The sequence below is a fragment of the Streptomyces sp. NPDC054757 genome (genome assembly GCF_053612185.1).
This window is the reverse complement of sequence record NZ_JBSHBW010000033.1, coordinates 66,480-82,501: the sequence shown is the minus strand read 5'-3', so window position 1 is coordinate 82,501 and position 16,022 is coordinate 66,480. Positions and strand designations below refer to the sequence as shown.

Here is a 16,022-nt window from a genome sequence, read left to right as displayed (position 1 = left end):
GCACAGGTCGCCGGGCCCCCGGCGAAGAGGGCCCGGCACAGGCGTACATCAGAGCCGGTCGAGGATCTTGTGCATCGTGTCGACTTCGGCCCGCTGGTTCTTCACCACGGCGGCGGCGAGCTTCTTGGCCCGGCTGTTGCGGCCCTTCTTCTGCTCGTCCTCGGCCATGGTGATCGCGCCCTTGTGGTGACCGATCATCATCTCGGTGAACCTCTTGTCGAAGTCCTTGCCCCTGGCCGCCTTGAGCCCGGCCATGTCCTGGGCGGACATCATGCCGGGCATGGTCTGGCCACTGCCGTGGTCCATGCCCGGCATGCTGTGGTCCATGGACGGGGAGGCCGGCTTGCCCCACGAGGAGAGCCAGCCCCGCATCGTGTTGATCTCGGGGCCCTGAGCCTTCTCGATGTCCCCGGCCAGGCTCTTGACCTCCGGGTCCGCTGCCCGGCTGTCGGCCAGCTCGGCCATCGAGACGGCCTGCTGGTGGTGCGGGATCATCATCTGCGCGAACGTCACGTCCGCCGCGTCGAAGTCCCCCGGCGCCGAGGCGGCAGGGCTGCTTCCGTGGTGCGCGTCATGTGCGGACGTGTGCTTCTCGCCGGAGCCGCAGGCCGTGAGCCCGAGAGCGAGAGCGGTGGCAACACCCGTGGCCAGGGCGGCACGACGGGGTGCGAGGGAGAGGGAGTGCGGGAGAACAGGCATGGCAGGTCTTTCCGGGTGGGCGCGCCCGGAGGCGCGCGGGTGAACGGGGACCGTTGCCGGGAAACGCCGACCGTGACGGCCGGGTCCGGCGCGGCCCTGTCACACCCGCGCGATACAGACCTGCAGCAGCAGACTTCGCCCGCTTCCCGGCGGGCCTCCTTTTCCGGTCCGGCCCAGGAGCACGGGGCGGCCGTTCAGCACCCGCGCGGCGAGGAGTGCGACGACGGCAAGGGCGCTGAGTCCGGCCTGCCTGAGCGAGGTGTGGTCACGCGCGGGGGTCGACACACAGACCGCGCCGCGCATCGGCTGCTCGGGGCCGGCCCGGAACGCGGTATCGGCCCGGAGACCGGGCCCGGAGTGAACAGTGGCCTCATGGGCGCCTGCGGACGTCATCGCGCGGGCGCCATGGCCGGAGGCCATCGCAGTGGCGCCAAGGCCACCGGGCATCACCGCGTTCCCGGAGGGCGCGCCGTGGCAACCGCCGGCCGCGGTGGCCGGAGCACCGTGCATGAGGAAGAGGCCGAAGAGCACCGCGCACACCGCGGCCAGCCGCGCAGTGGCGCGTCCGCGTGCGGCTCCCCTGCTCACCCGGCTCCCCACTCTCCGTATCCGGTGTCCGGCTTGGCGGCCGTTCCGGTTGGCTCCGGCGTTCCAGCCGTCCGAGCCGCTCTGGTTGGCTCCGGCGTTCCGGCTGTCCGCGCCGTTCCGGTTCGTCCGGGCGTTCCGTTCTGCCGGCGTGCGCTTGTCAAGGGCGGCTGCGACCGCCCGGCCCGACCATACCCCGGCGCGGTATTCAGCGCCCGGTCGGCCCCTGGCCCCGGCCCCGTGCACCGCCCAGTCCCCTGCCCGTACCGGCCTGGTCGCCGGGGTTCCGGCGGCGCCGCTAACGACACTGGTAACCGACATCGGTGCAGCCTTTGCACGGGTGGCCCCTGCTGAGGTTCACTGCCCGTCTCCGACCGCACAGGGGGACACGACGTGAGCAGCCACGATCATCACCATCCGGGCTCGGGCGACCACGGGCACAGCCACGGCGTGGCCCGGGACGCCGACCGCCGCTGGCTCGGCGCGGCGCTCACCCTGATCGTCGTCTTCATGGCAGGGGAGGTCGCCGTCGGGCTGGCGGCACACTCCCTGGCCCTGCTCTCCGACGCGGCCCACATGCTGACCGACGCCGCGTCCATCGTCCTGGCGCTGGTCGCGATGCGGCTGGCGGCCCGGCCCGCCCGGGGCGGCTACACGTTCGGCCTCAAGCGCGCCGAGATCCTCTCCGCCCAGGCCAACGGCATCACCCTGCTCGTACTCGCCGCATGGCTGGCCTACGAAGCGGTGCGCCGCCTGATCGACCCACCCCCGGTGACCGGCGGACCGGTCCTGGTCACCGCGCTCGTCGGGGTCGTCGTCAACCTCGTGGCCGCCTGGTGCATCTCCCGGGCGAACCGCAGCAGTCTCAACGTCGAGGGCGCCTACCAGCACATCCTCACCGACCTGTACGGCTTCATCGCCACCGCCGTCGCCGGTGTGGCCGTGCTGACCACGGGGTTCGAAAGGGCCGACGCCATCGCCACCCTGGTCGTGGTCGCGCTGATGCTCCGGGCCGGCACCGGTCTCGCCCGCGCCTCGGGCCGTATCTTCCTCGAAGCGGCGCCGGCGGGCACCGACCCCGACGTACTCGGCGACCAGCTCGCGGCCCAGGAAGGTGTCGTGGAGGTCCACGACCTGCACGTCTGGCAGATCAGCTCCGAGCAGACCGCCCTGTCCGCGCATGTGCTGGTCACCCGCGCCGGGGACTGCCATGCCGTACGCCGCGACCTCGAACGCCTTCTGGCCGACCAGTGGGCCATCACCCACACGACCCTCCAGGTCGACCACGCCCACGCGGTCGCGGCCGGACAGGAGCTCACCATCGGCTCCGCACCGCCGCCCGTGACCGGGGGCGGCGCCCACTGCGAGGACGCCCACGGCCCCACCCACCACGCGGGACCGCACGACCACTGATCCGGAACGGGCGGGGTGACGACCGGAGGGACAGGCGGGACGGGCAGGCCGAGCATCGGGGGAATACCCCCCTTGGGTATGGTGTTCCTGTGATCGGGAAGGCGGAGACCACAGGCAGCCCCTGTTCCGCCCCCGACCGGCCCACCCACAGCGATCCTTAAGGACGATGCGATGACCCCCCAGGCAGACTCCCGCTCCAGCGCCGCGACCGACATCACGGGCGGCCCTGTCACCACCACGTACCGGGTGTCGGGCATGACCTGCGGCCACTGCGAAGGAGCGGTAACGGAGGAGATCTCGGCCCTCTCCGGTGTCACCTCGGTCGAGGCCGCCGCCTCCACCGGCCAGGTCACGGTCACCTCCGCCGCGGCCCTGGACGACGAGGCCGTCCGCGCCGCCGTCGACGAGGCGGGCTACGAGCTCGCCGGCCGTCTCTGACGTTCCGTACCGCCCGGGGCCGCTCCGCCCCGGGCCCCGGATTCCACTCCGGTCCGTGCCGCCCCGCTGATACGGAAGCCGTACGCACCGGACTCCCCCAGGAGACCAGCAATGACCACTACGGTTCACGAGCACCCGGTGGCTCCGGCCGCCCAAGTCGAACTGTCCATCGGTGGAATGACCTGCGCGTCGTGTGCGGCGCGCGTCGAGAAGAAGCTCAACCGGCTGGACGGGGTCACCGCCACGGTCAACTTCGCCACCGAGAAGGCGAAGATCTCGTACGGCGGAGACCTGGACGTCTCGGACCTGATCGCCACCGTCGAGAAGACCGGCTACACCGCCGAGGAGCCCACGCCGCCGGCCGCCGAGCCGCGTACGGAGCCGGGACCCGCACCCGTCGGCGATGAACAGGCCGCACTCAGGCAGCGGTTGCTCGTCTCGCTGACGCTCTCCGTACCCGTCGTCCTGATGGCGATGGTGCCGGTCCTCCAGTTCGACAACTGGCAGTGGCTCTCCCTCACGCTCGCCGCGCCCGTCGTGGTCTGGGGCGCGCTGCCGTTCCACCGGGCCGCCTGGACCAACGCCCGGCACGGCGCGGCCACGATGGACACCCTCGTGTCCATCGGCACGCTCGCCGCGCTCGGCTGGTCCCTGTGGGCCCTGTTCTTCGGCCGGGCGGGGATGACCGGCATGCGGCACGGGTTCGAGTTCACCGTGGCGCGGGCGGACGGATCGTCCTCCATCTATCTGGAGGCCGCCGCCGGGGTGACCACGTTCATCCTCGCCGGCCGCTATCTGGAGGCGAAGTCCAAGCGGAAGGCGGGCGCCGCGCTGCGTGCGCTGCTTGAGCTGGGCGCCAAGGACGTGACCGTGCTCAGGGACGGCCGTGAGTCCCGGATCCCGGTCGCCGGGCTGGCGGTCGGCGACCGCTTCGTGGTGCGCCCCGGGGAGAAGATCGCCGCCGACGGCACCGTGGCCGAGGGGGCGTCGGCCGTCGACGCGTCGACGCTGACCGGTGAGTCGGTACCGGTCGACGTGAAGGCGGGCGACACCGTCACCGGTGCCACCGTGAACGTCTCGGGCCGGCTGGTCGTCCAGACGACCCGGGTCGGCGCGGACACCCAGCTGGCCCGGATGGCGCGGCTGGTCGAGGAGGCCCAGAACGGCAAGGCCGAGGTACAGCGTCTGGCCGATCGGATCTCCGGGGTGTTCGTGCCCGTCGTCCTCCTCATCGCCCTGGGCACGCTGCTGGCCTGGCTGGTGACGACCGGGGACGCGACAGCCGCTTTCACCGCGGCCGTCGCCGTACTGATCATCGCCTGCCCGTGCGCCCTCGGCCTGGCCACACCGACCGCGCTGATGGTCGGTACGGGGCGCGGCGCGCAGCTGGGCATTCTGATCAAGGGCCCCGAGGTGCTGGAGTCCACCCGCCGGGTCGACACGGTCGTGCTCGACAAGACCGGCACCGTCACCACCGGGCGGATGACCCTCCTGGATGTCTTCCCGGTGCCGGGCGGCGACCGGGAGGAACTGCTGCGGCTGGCCGGCGCTCTGGAGCACGCGTCCGAGCACCCCATCGCCCAGGCCGTCGCGGCGGGAGCCGGAGAACTGGCAGGTCCGCTCCCCGTACCCGAGGAGTTCGAGAATGTCACGGGGCTCGGAGTGCAGGGCGTCGTCGACGGGCACGCGGTGCTCGTCGGCCGGGAGAAGCTGCTGGCCGAGTGGGCCATCGCGCTGCCGCCGGCACTCACGGAGGCGAAGGCCGCGGCGGAGGCGGAGGGCCGTACCGCGGTCGTCGTGGCCTGGGACGGGGAGGCCCGGGGCGTCCTCGGGGTCGCCGACGCCGTCAAGGAGACGAGCGCCGACGCGGTCGCCCAGCTGCGTGCGCTCGGCCTCACCCCGGTACTGCTGACCGGCGACAACAGGGCGGTGGCCGATTCGGTGGGCCGCGCCGTCGGTATCGACGAGATCATCGCCGAGGTGCTGCCCCAGGACAAGGTGGATGTCATCAAGCGCCTGCAGGGCGAAGGCCGTTCGGTGGCGATGGTCGGTGACGGCGTGAACGACGCGGCCGCACTCGCCACCGCCGATCTGGGCCTGGCGATGGGCACCGGGACGGACGCGGCCATCGAGGCCGGGGATCTGACGCTGGTCCGGGGCGATCTGCGCGTGGCGGCGGACGCGATCCGGCTCTCGCGCAGGACGCTCGGCACGATCAGGGGAAATCTGTTCTGGGCCTTCGGCTACAACGTAGCGGCTCTGCCCCTGGCCGCGGCGGGGATGCTCAACCCGATGATCGCGGGGGCCGCGATGGCCTTCTCCTCGGTCTTCGTGGTGACCAACAGCCTCCGGCTGCGCTCCTTCAGGTAGCCCGGGGACAAGCAGGAAGCCCGGCGGACACGCCGGGGGCGGCCCGGCGAAGACCCCCGGCCGCGGTCCCGGCGCCTTCCGGGCCGCGGCCGGGTGCGCCGCCCATCAGGGTGCCGCTTCCACGGCCGCGGCGCTTCAGTCCTCGTCACCCGCGGCCGGCCGTTCCCCGCGCAGCCGTGCGATGTAACGGTCGGCCGAGCGGCGGACGGCCGCGGCGCCGTCGCCGATCACCACGCGTCCCCACCAGCCTCCGTAGACGCGGTCGAAGGCGAAGCGCCCGACCCGGTGGGCGATGCGGTCCACGGTGTGCTCGTCGAGAGGGATGAAGTTGGGGAAACTCCACATGAAGCTGACCCAGCGCCGGTCCTGTACAACGGCGACGGTGTCACCGGTCAGCAGCGCACCCCGGCCGGCCGAGCCCGCGGGCCAGTGCAGCACCGAGGCGCCGTCGAAGTGGCCGCCGATCCGCGCCAGGGTGATCCCGGGGACAGGCTCGACCTCGTCGTCGAACAACTCGATGCGGGGCGAGGGCCGTTGGATCCACTGCCGGTCCGCGCGCGGGATCAGGACACGGGCGTCGAAAGCCTCGGCGAACTCGATGTGGGCGCCGTAGAAGTGCGGGTGGGACATACAGATCGCGTCGATCCCGCCCAGGCCGTCGATCTGCCGCTTCGCCTCGCCGTCGAGCAGCGGGACGCAGTCCCACAGCACATTGCCGTGCGGCGTACGGACGAGGAGCGCGCGCTGCCCGATCGCGACCGACGGGCGCACCCCGATGCCGACGAGATCCGGTTCCTCCTCCCGCAGTTCGTTGCTGTGGCCGCGGGCGAGTTCGCCCGTCGTGGTCCAGCGCTGTCCCTCCGGGCCGACGTACTGACGCTCGTCCTCGCAGACCGGGCAGTGCGCCGGCGGCTGTTCCGTGTCCGGGTACTGCACGGCACAGGTCAGACAGATCCAGGCAGGCATACGGCCGGTTCTCCTCTCCTTCGGCCCCCGGCGACGCCAGGGTCCTATGACGCGTCGCCCGCTTCGCGCACGGCGGCCAGGTCCTGGTGTCCGCTTTCGCCCTCGACGGTCCCGGGGCCCGGCTGTGCGGGCGGCCGCCATTCGATGAGCAGGATGGTGGCGTCGTCGCGGAGTGCGTCGCCCTGGCGTTCCAGGATGGAGTGGATCAGCTGCCGGAGCGCCTCGGACGCGAGCTCTCCCGCCGATGTGGCGCGGATGATGGAGCCGGTGAACCCGGTCAGCCCGAACTCGGCGCCGTCGTCGATACGGGCTTCGGTCACGCCGTCGGTGTAGAGCAGCACCCGGTCGCCCGGCTCCAGCGTGGTCCGGTGCACCTCGCGGGCGATGCCCGCCAGTTTGGCCGGCATACCCAGCGGAGGCTCGCCCGCACGCTCCAGCGCCTGGTCGAGCACCTGCTGGTCCCGGATCAGCAAGGGCGGCGGGTGACCGCAGTTGACCCAGGTCAGGACACCCGTGGACAGCTCAAGACGTACCGCGATACCGGTGCAGAACTGGTCCGGCAGCCAGGCGGCGAGCGCGTCGTCGACGGCACCGACACACTCCCGCAGGCCGGCGTCACTGCGGCGGGAGCTCCTGAAGCCCGCCATGGCGATCGCGGTCGTCAGCCCGGACGCGAGGTTGTGGCCCATGGCGTCGAGGATCACGGCGTGCAGTGCCGACTCGGTCAGCGAGTGGTCGAAGGCGTCTCCGCCGAGCTCATAGGCGGGTTCGAGTACCGCGGTGGAGACCGCCCGTTCGTTGCCGATGGTGCGCGGCGGCAGCAGGGTGCGCACCATCTCGGCCGGGAGGGTCATCGTGCCGCTGCGCGCCCGCTGCACGAGCCGGTCGCTGAAAGCACGTTTGGAGGTGATGACCATCGCGAGGATCGAGGCCAGCGCCCGGCAGCGGTCCAGGAGCGCGCTGTCCAGCGAGTCCATGTGCACGCCCATGACGCCCAGCCGCTCCACGCCGTCGACGAGGGGAAGCCAGGCAACCAGCACACCGTCGGCGGTCGCTTCCATCCGCAGGTCGAGCGCGCGGTAGGCGCGGCCCGCCCTGGAACGTTCCACGGAGAGCTGCTCTCCGCCGGAGAGGGGCGTCAGATGCCGCTGCTGGAGGTCGACCAGGTAGATGACGGCTTTACGGACACCGACCCCCACGGCGTAGCTGTCGACCAGGGACGGCAGCCCCGTCGGCTCCGTGATGTGCACCGCGGCCAGGAATTCCTGGAGCAGCCGCTCCCCCTGTCCCACACCCGGAACGCTCATCCCCGGCATCCCGGCGGCCATCCGGGCCGGGCGCCGCCCCGGGCCACCGGAGGCGGGGCGGGGGGAGCTGGTACGCGGAACATGGGGTCCTCCACGGGAGGCGGGGCCGGGGACCGGTCGCCGGCGGTCCGGCGCGAGCAGCCACGGGGCCTGCTGCCCTCCAGCCAAGTGCCCGTGCGTGCGTCGGCGCCATCCGGCTGGACCATACGGCGGACGGTTCCGCCCGCGGTGGGGGGGGCGGGGACCAGCCGGAGGGCCTCCCCCGCTACTTCAGGCCGTCCCCGCGGCGATCGAAGCGGGGACGGCTTCCTCCCCAGCGTCTTCGGCCGCCCGCACCTGATGGCGGCCCACCCGCCCGGGTGGCGGCCGGTGGTGCAGTACCGCCGCCGAGTCCGGTCATGGACCCGTGAACGTTCAGCAGGCGGCGCCAAGGCAGACCTCAGGCGAACGGCCGTGATTGCGGCACGCGCCGACGGCGCCACCGACAGCTTTCCTGGGCGACTCATGTCGGTGAGGCGTGACCTTCGGGGGCAGCCGTTCGATACTGACCCGCCGGGCAGCGCCCGGCCCGCCGGGACCGGCTACCGTCCGAACCCGGCTTGCGCTGTCACAACGCAGGTCAGCGCCCGAACTGCCCGCCTCACCAGGAGGTACTTATGAACATGCTGATCAATGTCCCGGAAACCGTCGTCGCGGACGCCCTGCGCGGAATGGCCGCCGCCCATCCGGAGCTCTCCGTAGACGTCGAGAACCGGGTGATCGTACGGCGTGACGCGCCGGTGGCCGGAAAGGTCGCGCTGGTATCGGGCGGCGGGTCCGGGCACGAGCCGCTGCACGGCGGGTTCGTCGGGCGGGGCATGCTCTCCGCCGCCTGTCCCGGTGAAGTGTTCACCTCGCCGGTCCCCGATCAGATGGTGCGGGCCGCGGCAGCCGTCGACAGCGGTGCGGGCGTGCTGTTCGTCGTGAAGAACTACACCGGTGACGTGCTCAACTTCGACATGGCGGCCGAGCTCGCGGAGGATGAGGGCGTCCAGGTCGCCAAAGTGCTGGTCAACGATGACGTGGCGGTGAGCGACAGTACGTTCACCGCGGGCCGGCGCGGCACGGGGGCCACTCTCTTCGTGGAGAAGCTGGCGGGGGCGGCGGCCGACGAGGGCGCGCCGCTGGAGCGGGTCGAGGCCATCGCCCGTCAAGTATGCGGGAGCGCACGGTCCTTCGGGGTCGCCCTGACCGCGTGCAGTACGCCGGCCAAGGGCGGCCCCACCTTCGACCTGCCGCCGGGACAGCTGGAGTTGGGCGTCGGGATCCACGGTGAGCCGGGGCGCGAGCGGCGGGGGATGATGACCTCGCGGGAGATCGCCGACTACGCGGTGGACGCGGTCCTGGAGGACCTGCGGCCGGAGCTCCCGGTGATCGCGCTGGTGAACGGCGCCGGGGGAACTCCCCTGCTGGAGCTGTACGGCTTCAATGCCGAGGTGCACCGCGTGCTGGCCGAGCGTGGGGTGCCCGTGGCCCGTACGCTCGTGGGGAACTATGTGACCTCGCTCGACATGGCAGGCTGTTCGGTGACGCTCTGCCAGGTGGACGAGGAGCTGCTGCGGTTGTGGGACGCGCCGGTGAGCACCGCCGCGCTGCGCTGGGGCTGCTGACCGTCCCGTGCACCGACTCACCAAGGAGGACCTGTGCTCGACGCCGAATTCTTCCGCCGCTGGATGGCCGGGGCGGCCGCAGCCGTCGACCGGGAGGCGGACCGGCTGACCGAGTTGGACTCGGCCATCGGCGACGCCGACCACGGCAGCAATCTGCGGCGGGGATTCGCCGCCGTGCGGGACGCACTGGAGAAGGAGGACCCACAGACGCCCGGTGCGGTCCTCGCGCTGGCCGGACGGCAGCTCATCTCCACGGTCGGAGGGGCGTCGGGGCCCCTGTACGGGACGCTGCTGCGCCGTACCGGAAAGGCGCTCGGCGACAGCCCGTCCGTGGACAGGGAGCAGCTGGCCGCGGCGTTGAAGGCCGGGACCGAGGCAGTGGGCCGGCTCGGCGGGGCCGCGGCGGGCGACAAGACGATGCTCGACGCGCTGCTGCCGGCCGCCGACGCGCTCGGGGAGTCCTTCGCCGCCGCGGCGGAGGCAGCGGACGCCGGCGCGCTCGCGACCGTACCGATGCTGGCGCGCAAGGGCCGGGCGAGCTATCTCGGTGAGCGCAGCGTCGGCCACCAGGATCCGGGGGCCACCTCGTCGGCACTGCTGTTCACCACCCTGGCGGAGGCCGCCGCATGAGCGCGCTGGTGGGGATCGTCCTGGTGTCGCACAGCGCACCGGTCGCTGCGGCCGTGGCGGAGCTGGCCACCGGACTGACGGGCGGGGCGACGACGGCGCCGGTCGCCGCCGCCGGCGGCACACCGGACGGCGGGCTCGGTACCAGCTCGGAGCTGGTCTCGGCGGCGGCCGCCGAGGTGGACCGGGGCGCGGGCGTCGCGGTCCTCGTCGATCTCGGCAGTGCGGTGCTGACCGTGAAGGCGCTGCTGGCCGAGGGTGACGAACTGCCCGAAGACACCCGGCTCGTGGACGCGCCGTTCCTGGAGGGTGCGGTGGCCGCCATGGTGACCGCTTCGGCGGGCGGCGATCTGGACGCGGTGGAGGCCGCGGCCGTGGAGGCGTACGACTACCGGAAAGTCTGAGGGCCGCGCCCTCCGAGGACGCTGTTGGTTCCCTCCGAAGTCCTGCCCCTCCCCCGCACACAGAACTGCCGGCGTCCCGCTCAGGGGCGCCGGCAGTCGTGCTGGAGCAGTTCCGGTGGATCAGTTCTGGCTGCTGCGGCGCTTGCGCGCGGCGAACATGATGCCGCCACCGGCGAGGATGACGACAGCGGCCGCACCCGCGATGAGCGGCGTGGCGCTGGAGGAGCCGGTCTCCGCCAGGTCCGACGGCGCACTGGCGCCCGGAGACGGCGCGGGGGCCGCGGCGGCCGGGCTGCTGGGGGCGGAGCTCGGGCTCTTGGCCGGGGCGGGGGCCTCGGAGCTGGGGGCCTGCGCCGGGGTCGTGGCGGGCGGCGCCGAGGGGGGCGGTGTGTCGCAGACGGGCGCCGTCTTCGTGTCGTCCTTCGAGAACCGGTCCCCGTCGCCCGCCTTCACTGCGAGGTGCACGGTGAGCGGCTTGCTGTGCTCGCCCAGCGGCAGCGTCTTGCTGAACGACGAGCCGAACTTCTCGGCGGGAAGGATGTCCTTCCCGTCCACGCTGACGGTCACGGTGTTGGTGACGCCCGCGTTGTACGCCGTCAGGTCAAGGGTGACCTCGGAGCACGAAACGCTCCACGTCGGAGTGTGCGCCTGAGCCGGGACAGCACACAGACCGACGCCGACCACACTCGCCGCTGCGGCTATGAAGGCCCCCCGGAGCCGCCACGATCCATTGGAAACGGTCACAAAATCCTCCACACTTGCTGAGCCGCCCGTTTGGCGGTGCGCGCGCAGGGTACCGCTACGGCACCACGGCTCACACAGGCGCCCCGTACTTCACTCGGGCACCAACGAAAGCTGTTCTCCGGCCAGTTGGTGCAGGGGATTCCTGGGCTCTTTCGCCCCGGGGGCATTCCCTACGCGTCCAGACGGGCTGTCAGGCCCTGACGGGCTGGAATCCTTTCACCTTCCGAACACGCAACTCGGACACATATCCCTTTTCACTTCCATGCGTTCAGACATGAATTCACCTTTCCACCGGGTGGTACAGACCAAGACCTTGACAGCGGGTTGGTTCACTTCTTAAATCTCGAAGTGAACCGCGCGCCCCCCACCCCGGTCGCCGCATTCCACGGGCGACCTCGTTGCGCATGTCTGTCATATCCATGTCAAACATGCCCATTCAGTGCACCTGATCCGTGCACCGGAAGGGAGAACCATGGCCTCCACACGCCTGACCCGGCGGCTCCTCGTCGCCACCGCGTCCGCCCTGCTCCTCGCCCCGGTCATCGCCTCCACCGCGAGCGCCGACAACCCCTCCCCCACCGGCCGTACGGCGGCGAAGGCGGCAGCGTCGACCTTCTCCGACACCTTCGACGGGCCGGCCGGTTCCGCTGTCGACGGCAGCAAGTGGCAGACGGAGACCGGCGACAACGTCGACAACCACGAACGCGAGTACTACACACCGGGCACGAACAACGCCTCGCTGGACGGTCAGGGCCATCTGGTCATCACGGCGCGCAAGGAGAACCCCGGCAACTACCAGTGCTGGTACGGCTCGTGCCAGTACACGTCGGCGCGGCTGAACACCTCGGGCAAGTTCTCGGCCGCCTACGGCCATGTCGAGGCCCGGATGAAGATCCCCAAGGGGCAGGGCATGTGGCCCGCCTTCTGGATGCTGGGTGACGACATCGGGCAGGTCGGCTGGCCCAACTCCGGTGAGATCGACGTGATGGAGAACGTCGGCTTCGAACCGTCGACCGTCCACGGCACCATCCACGGACCGGGCTACTCCGGTTCCGCGGGCATCGGGGCCCCGTACACGCTCCCGGGTGGTGGGGCGTTCTCCGACGACTTCCACACCTTCGCCGTCGACTGGGCGCCCGACTCCATCAAATGGTCCGTGGACGGGACCGTGTACCAGACCCGTACGCCCGCCGATGTGGGCGGCAACCAGTGGGTGTTCAACAAGCCCTTCTTCCTGATCCTCAACCTGGCCGTCGGCGGAGACTGGCCCGGCGACCCGGACGGCAACACCGCCTTCCCGCAGCAGCTGGTCGTCGACGATGTGCAGGTCACCACCAGCAACGCCGCGCCCGCGGCCAAGGCTGCCGGGCAGCACTGAGGCGCCCCGCAGGGCAGGGAGGATACGGCCGGCCCGGCAGCCTTGAGCCGCCGTACGCAGGGGCGGACCCGTGACCACCCGGTCCGCCCCTACGGTACGCCCGGCTCCCGGCAGTGCCCCGAAAAAATCGCCCCACCGCGGACCAGGCCGGGCCGTCCGGCAGCCGCAGCGGCCGGAGTTCCTCAGTCCGGACCGGGACGGGTGCCGTCCCTGCCTCCCCCGGACCGTCCCTTCTCGCACCAGGCCACAGCCTCCTCGCGGGACGGGAACCGCCGCCAGGGCGTCAGCCGCGCCCCGGACGGGGCCCGCGGATCGACCACGACGGCCACCCGGTGCCCCTCCTCCTCCAGCCGGGTCAGGGCCGAGGCCAGGACCGAAGCGCCCGAGGGTTCGATGCTGGTGACGTCGAGGAGGTCGAGCACCACCCAGCCGCCGGACTCCGGGGCCACTTCGGACAGCCCGTGGAGCAGCCGTTCGGCCGCGGTGAAGTCCAGCGCGCCCTGTGCGGCGACCAGTCCCGTCCGCGTTCCGTGGTCCGCCTCCGTGATGGTGGGGGCGGACAGCGTGGGATGGCGCATCAGATGGAGCCCGAACCGCTCGGACAGCTCCCGCAGCGCCTCGATACCGCGCACCGGGGTGCCGGTGGCGTCGAGGGGCGGGCTGTGGACGGCGACCCCGAACCTGGCCGGGCTCACGGCGATCAGCCCGCCGGAGACCCCGCTCTTCGCGGGCAGGCCCACCCGCAGCAGCCACGCACCAGAGGCGTCGTACATCCCGCAGGACGCCATCACGGCGAGGACCTGACAGGCGACGGTCTCGGACACCACCGTCGCACCGGTCACCGGATTGACTCCGCCGTTGGCCAGGGTCGCCGCCATCACCGCGAGATCGCCGGTGGTGACCCGTACCGCGCACTGCCGGAAGTACGTGTCCACGACCGAGGGCGGTCCGGGCAGCGCCCCGAGGCTGCTCATCAGATACGCCAGCGCACGGTTGCGGTCACCGGTCTCGGCCTCCGACGCGTACACCGCCTCGTCGACGTCGAGCCGGCGGCCCGCGAAACGGCTCAGGCAGTCCAGGATCCGTTCGAACCGCTCCTCGTCGGTGGCGCCGGGCACCAGGGCCGTGGTCGCGATGGCCCCCGCGTTGATCATCGCGTTGTCCGGCCGCCCGGTGTCCGGCTCCAGGCTGATCGCGTTGAACCCCTCGCCGCTCGGCTCCGTCCCCACCCAACGCGTCACTTCGTCCAGCCCGAGCAGCGAGAGGACGAGCGCGTAGACGAACGGCTTCGACACCGACTGGACGGTGAACGGCAGTTCCGCGTCGCCCGCCTCGTACCGGTGCCCGTACATGCTCACCAGCGAGAGCCCGAACGTGCCGGGGTCCGCGAGTGCCAGCTGCGGGATGTAGTCGGCGACCGCGCCGTCCCGCAGTGCGCCGAGCCGGTCGTGGAGCTCGGCCAGGGATTCCGTCACCACGTCGAGTACCGGGCTGTCCTTCGCCATGCGGAATGCTAATCACGGATGGCGGCGGGCCGCGTCCGGATGCAGCCGTGCGGCGGCTGGTGGATCGTGAAGGGGCACCAGAACCAGAAAGGGAGTCATGGAAACCAACGCTCTGACGCCTGCGGTCCTGCAGAGCCTGCGCAAGAAGCAGCCCCGCCCGGTGGTGTCCGTCAGTATGCCGACGCACCGGCGCGAGCCGGACAACGCCCAGGACGCGGTACGGCTGCGCAATCTCGTGGCCGAGGCGGGCCGCCGGATCGACGCCTGCCCCGACTCCGGCGAGCCGCTGTCGCGGGAGGTACGGGCCGGTCTCCGGGCCCAGCTCGACCGGGCACACGCGGCGGTCGATCTGCGGTACTCCCTGGACGGCCTGGTGATCTTCGCGAGTACCGACGCGTACCAGACCTGGGAGCTGCCCAGGGAGGTCCCGGAGCGTGTGGTGATCAGCGACAGCTATCTCACCAGGAATCTGGTCGCCGCACGGGCCCGCGCCACCCCCTACTGGGTGCTCGTCGTCGCGGCGAACCGCGCCACGCTCTGGCACGGGACCCAGGAGGCGGTGCGCGAGTACACGGGCAACAGCTTCCCGCTCACCCCGGACGAGGTGCAGACCGATGTGGAGCGCGAGGAACGCATCGGCGACACGGCCAGCACCTTCCGGGACGAGGAGACCCGGCGGTTCTTCCGTGACGTGGACAGCGCGCTCGCCGCGGTACTCGCCGCCACCCCCCGGCCGCTCTACGTGGTGGGGCTCGCTCCGGCCCTGAGCCTTCTGGAGGACGTGGGGACCGCGACCCGCGACGCGGCAGCCAGGATCACCACGGGCGGCCTGGTCAACGGTCCGGGGCCCCAGCTGCTCAAGGAGCTCGGACCGAGCCTGCGCGAGTCCCGGGAGCGGACCGCCCGGCGGACCGCTGACCGGCTGGACGCGGCGCGCGGCAGGCGGACCTTCGCGGCGGGGCTCGACGAGGTGTGGGAGTCGGTGCGGGAGGGGCGTGTCGCCCTGGTGGCCGTCGAGGAGAACTTCCAGCGGACCGTACGGGTGAAGGAGGGCCATCTGGTCCCCGTCGGCCCGGAGGAACCCCAGGTGCCCGCCACCGACGGTGAGACCGTCCGCGAGGACATCGTCGACGAGCTCGTGGAGCTGGCCCTCGACACCGGGGCCGAGGTCGTCTTCGTCCCCGACGGCACGCTCGGCGACCATGACCGGATCGCGGCGGATCTGCGCTACTGACTCATGACCCACTGCTGACTCCCGGCGGGCGCACCTCCGGGCCCCAAGCCCCGGGACGCGGGGTCCCCGCCGCAGGTCTCAGCCGGTCTCAGTCTCAAGCCAGTCCCAGCCGGTCTCAGTCACCGGCCGGGAGCCGCCCCGGAGCCTCGGCCTGCGGCTCGCCCACCAGGTGCACGGCGGCCTCCTCGGCGGAGGCCGCTCCGCCGTCGACGCCCACGTCCTCGGCGAGCATGTCCTTCTCGGCCTCCTCGTGCGCCCCTTCGTCCGGTGCCACCAGCCGCCCCGAGCGGTCGTCGCCGACCTCGTCGTCCAGCGGCTCACCGTCGCTGTCGGACGCGTCGCCGATACCGTCGCCGCCCGGTGCGCGGAGCAGCGCGGGGTCGGGCACTTCCTCGGCCAGGCGCTGGTCCAGCGTCTCGCCCTCCTCCTGCTCCTCCTGCGTGGTGCCCGCGTGGTCGACACCCAGCGGCCGTTCCGGCGGGGACCACCCCTCGTCGTACGGGTCGGACGCACGGCCGGTCAGAGTGTCCTCGCGGTCGAGAATGCCCGAGTCATCGGTGACCTCACTGCCGTCCGGCTGATAGACGTCGTCACCCCTGGCCTCTTCCGCTCCCATCGCCACGGTGTGCTCCTCCGTCCGTCCCTCGGTGCGTCCGTTCGTGCCTCCGGGCCGCTCGCCCGCAGAACCGCCCCGTCCTTCCAG

General features: G+C 71.9%; 16 protein-coding genes. 9 read left to right on the top strand and 7 right to left on the bottom strand.

The genetic code is table 11. From position 1 onward, the window contains the following. Positions 1-48: 48 nt before the first annotated feature. Positions 49-699, bottom strand: coding sequence for a DUF305 domain-containing protein (locus ACWGKJ_RS29675; RefSeq protein ID WP_385034025.1), 651 nt, complete (start codon positions 697-699; stop codon positions 49-51). A 99-nt stretch (positions 700-798) separates the two neighbouring features. Further along, positions 799-1,287, bottom strand: a complete 489-nt coding sequence (locus ACWGKJ_RS29670; protein ID WP_385034028.1) for a hypothetical protein — start codon at positions 1,285-1,287, stop codon at positions 799-801. A 390-nt stretch (positions 1,288-1,677) separates the two neighbouring features. On the opposite strand from ACWGKJ_RS29670, the gene ACWGKJ_RS29665 reads away from it, so the two are divergent. The 3 genes from ACWGKJ_RS29665 to ACWGKJ_RS29655 all read left to right on the top strand — a co-directional run bounded on the left by ACWGKJ_RS29665 (position 1,678) and on the right by ACWGKJ_RS29655 (position 5,505). Continuing rightward, on the top strand, positions 1,678-2,697 hold the full coding sequence (locus ACWGKJ_RS29665; protein ID WP_385034031.1) for a cation diffusion facilitator family transporter: 1,020 nt from the start codon (positions 1,678-1,680) through the stop codon (positions 2,695-2,697). A gap of 171 nt (positions 2,698-2,868) precedes the next feature. Continuing rightward, the gene (locus tag ACWGKJ_RS29660) at positions 2,869-3,135 is read left to right on the top strand and encodes a heavy-metal-associated domain-containing protein (RefSeq protein WP_385034034.1); all 267 of its coding nucleotides are present in this window, start codon (positions 2,869-2,871) and stop codon (positions 3,133-3,135) included. 111 nt (positions 3,136-3,246) lie between these two features. Beyond that, positions 3,247-5,505, top strand: coding sequence for a heavy metal translocating P-type ATPase (locus ACWGKJ_RS29655; protein ID WP_453315866.1), 2,259 nt, complete (start codon positions 3,247-3,249; stop codon positions 5,503-5,505). Positions 5,506-5,640: 135 nt separating this feature from the next. Here the strand turns inward: ACWGKJ_RS29655 and ACWGKJ_RS29650 are convergent, their stop codons facing one another. Further along, positions 5,641-6,471 (bottom strand): MBL fold metallo-hydrolase, encoded by an 831-nt coding sequence (locus tag ACWGKJ_RS29650; protein ID WP_385029664.1) that lies wholly within the window; start codon positions 6,469-6,471, stop codon positions 5,641-5,643. Between the two features lie 44 nt (positions 6,472-6,515). Further along, a complete protein-coding gene (locus ACWGKJ_RS29645) occupies positions 6,516-7,778 on the bottom strand; it encodes a PP2C family protein-serine/threonine phosphatase (protein ID WP_385029661.1) in 1,263 nt (420 codons plus the stop codon). 81 nt (positions 7,779-7,859) lie between these two features. On the opposite strand from ACWGKJ_RS29645, the gene ACWGKJ_RS29640 reads away from it, so the two are divergent. Genes ACWGKJ_RS29640 through ACWGKJ_RS29625 form a run of 4 tightly spaced genes read left to right on the top strand, consistent with a single transcriptional unit; the run spans position 7,860 to position 10,458 of the window. Next, complete coding sequence (locus ACWGKJ_RS29640) at positions 7,860-8,438, top strand: DUF5937 family protein (protein WP_385029658.1); 579 nt, start codon at positions 7,860-7,862, stop codon at positions 8,436-8,438. Continuing rightward, the gene (gene dhaK / locus ACWGKJ_RS29635; protein WP_385029655.1) at positions 8,435-9,427 is read left to right on the top strand and encodes a dihydroxyacetone kinase subunit DhaK; all 993 of its coding nucleotides are present in this window, start codon (positions 8,435-8,437) and stop codon (positions 9,425-9,427) included. Before ACWGKJ_RS29640 ends, dhaK begins: the two co-directional genes overlap by 4 nt. A 33-nt stretch (positions 9,428-9,460) precedes the next feature. Continuing rightward, on the top strand, positions 9,461-10,057 hold the full coding sequence (gene dhaL / locus ACWGKJ_RS29630; protein ID WP_385029652.1) for a dihydroxyacetone kinase subunit DhaL: 597 nt from the start codon (positions 9,461-9,463) through the stop codon (positions 10,055-10,057). Next, positions 10,054-10,458 carry a PTS-dependent dihydroxyacetone kinase phosphotransferase subunit DhaM gene (locus ACWGKJ_RS29625; RefSeq protein WP_385029649.1) on the top strand — a complete coding sequence of 135 codons (405 nt, stop codon included), beginning with the start codon at positions 10,054-10,056 and terminating at the stop codon, positions 10,456-10,458. Before dhaL ends, ACWGKJ_RS29625 begins: the two co-directional genes overlap by 4 nt. A gap of 120 nt (positions 10,459-10,578) precedes the next feature. On the opposite strand, the gene ACWGKJ_RS29620 is transcribed toward ACWGKJ_RS29625, so the two are convergent. Then, positions 10,579-11,202, bottom strand: a complete 624-nt coding sequence (locus ACWGKJ_RS29620) for an LAETG motif-containing sortase-dependent surface protein (RefSeq protein ID WP_385029646.1) — start codon at positions 11,200-11,202, stop codon at positions 10,579-10,581. Positions 11,203-11,674: 472 nt separating this feature from the next. Here ACWGKJ_RS29620 and ACWGKJ_RS29615 point away from each other — a divergent pair, with 472 nt between their 5' ends. Beyond that, positions 11,675-12,580 carry a glycoside hydrolase family 16 protein gene (locus tag ACWGKJ_RS29615; RefSeq protein ID WP_385029643.1) on the top strand — a complete coding sequence of 302 codons (906 nt, stop codon included), beginning with the start codon at positions 11,675-11,677 and terminating at the stop codon, positions 12,578-12,580. A gap of 182 nt (positions 12,581-12,762) precedes the next feature. On the opposite strand, the gene glsA is transcribed toward ACWGKJ_RS29615, so the two are convergent. After that, on the bottom strand, positions 12,763-14,085 hold the full coding sequence (gene glsA / locus ACWGKJ_RS29610) for a glutaminase A (protein WP_385029640.1): 1,323 nt from the start codon (positions 14,083-14,085) through the stop codon (positions 12,763-12,765). 97 nt (positions 14,086-14,182) lie between these two features. Here glsA and ACWGKJ_RS29605 point away from each other — a divergent pair, with 97 nt between their 5' ends. Then, positions 14,183-15,319: a baeRF3 domain-containing protein gene (locus ACWGKJ_RS29605; protein ID WP_385029637.1), complete on the top strand. Its 1,137-nt coding sequence runs from the start codon at positions 14,183-14,185 to the stop codon at positions 15,317-15,319. A 115-nt stretch (positions 15,320-15,434) separates the two neighbouring features. On the opposite strand, the gene ACWGKJ_RS29600 is transcribed toward ACWGKJ_RS29605, so the two are convergent. Further along, positions 15,435-15,935 carry a DUF5709 domain-containing protein gene (locus tag ACWGKJ_RS29600; RefSeq protein ID WP_385029673.1) on the bottom strand — a complete coding sequence of 167 codons (501 nt, stop codon included), beginning with the start codon at positions 15,933-15,935 and terminating at the stop codon, positions 15,435-15,437. Positions 15,936-16,022: the final 87 nt, after the last annotated feature.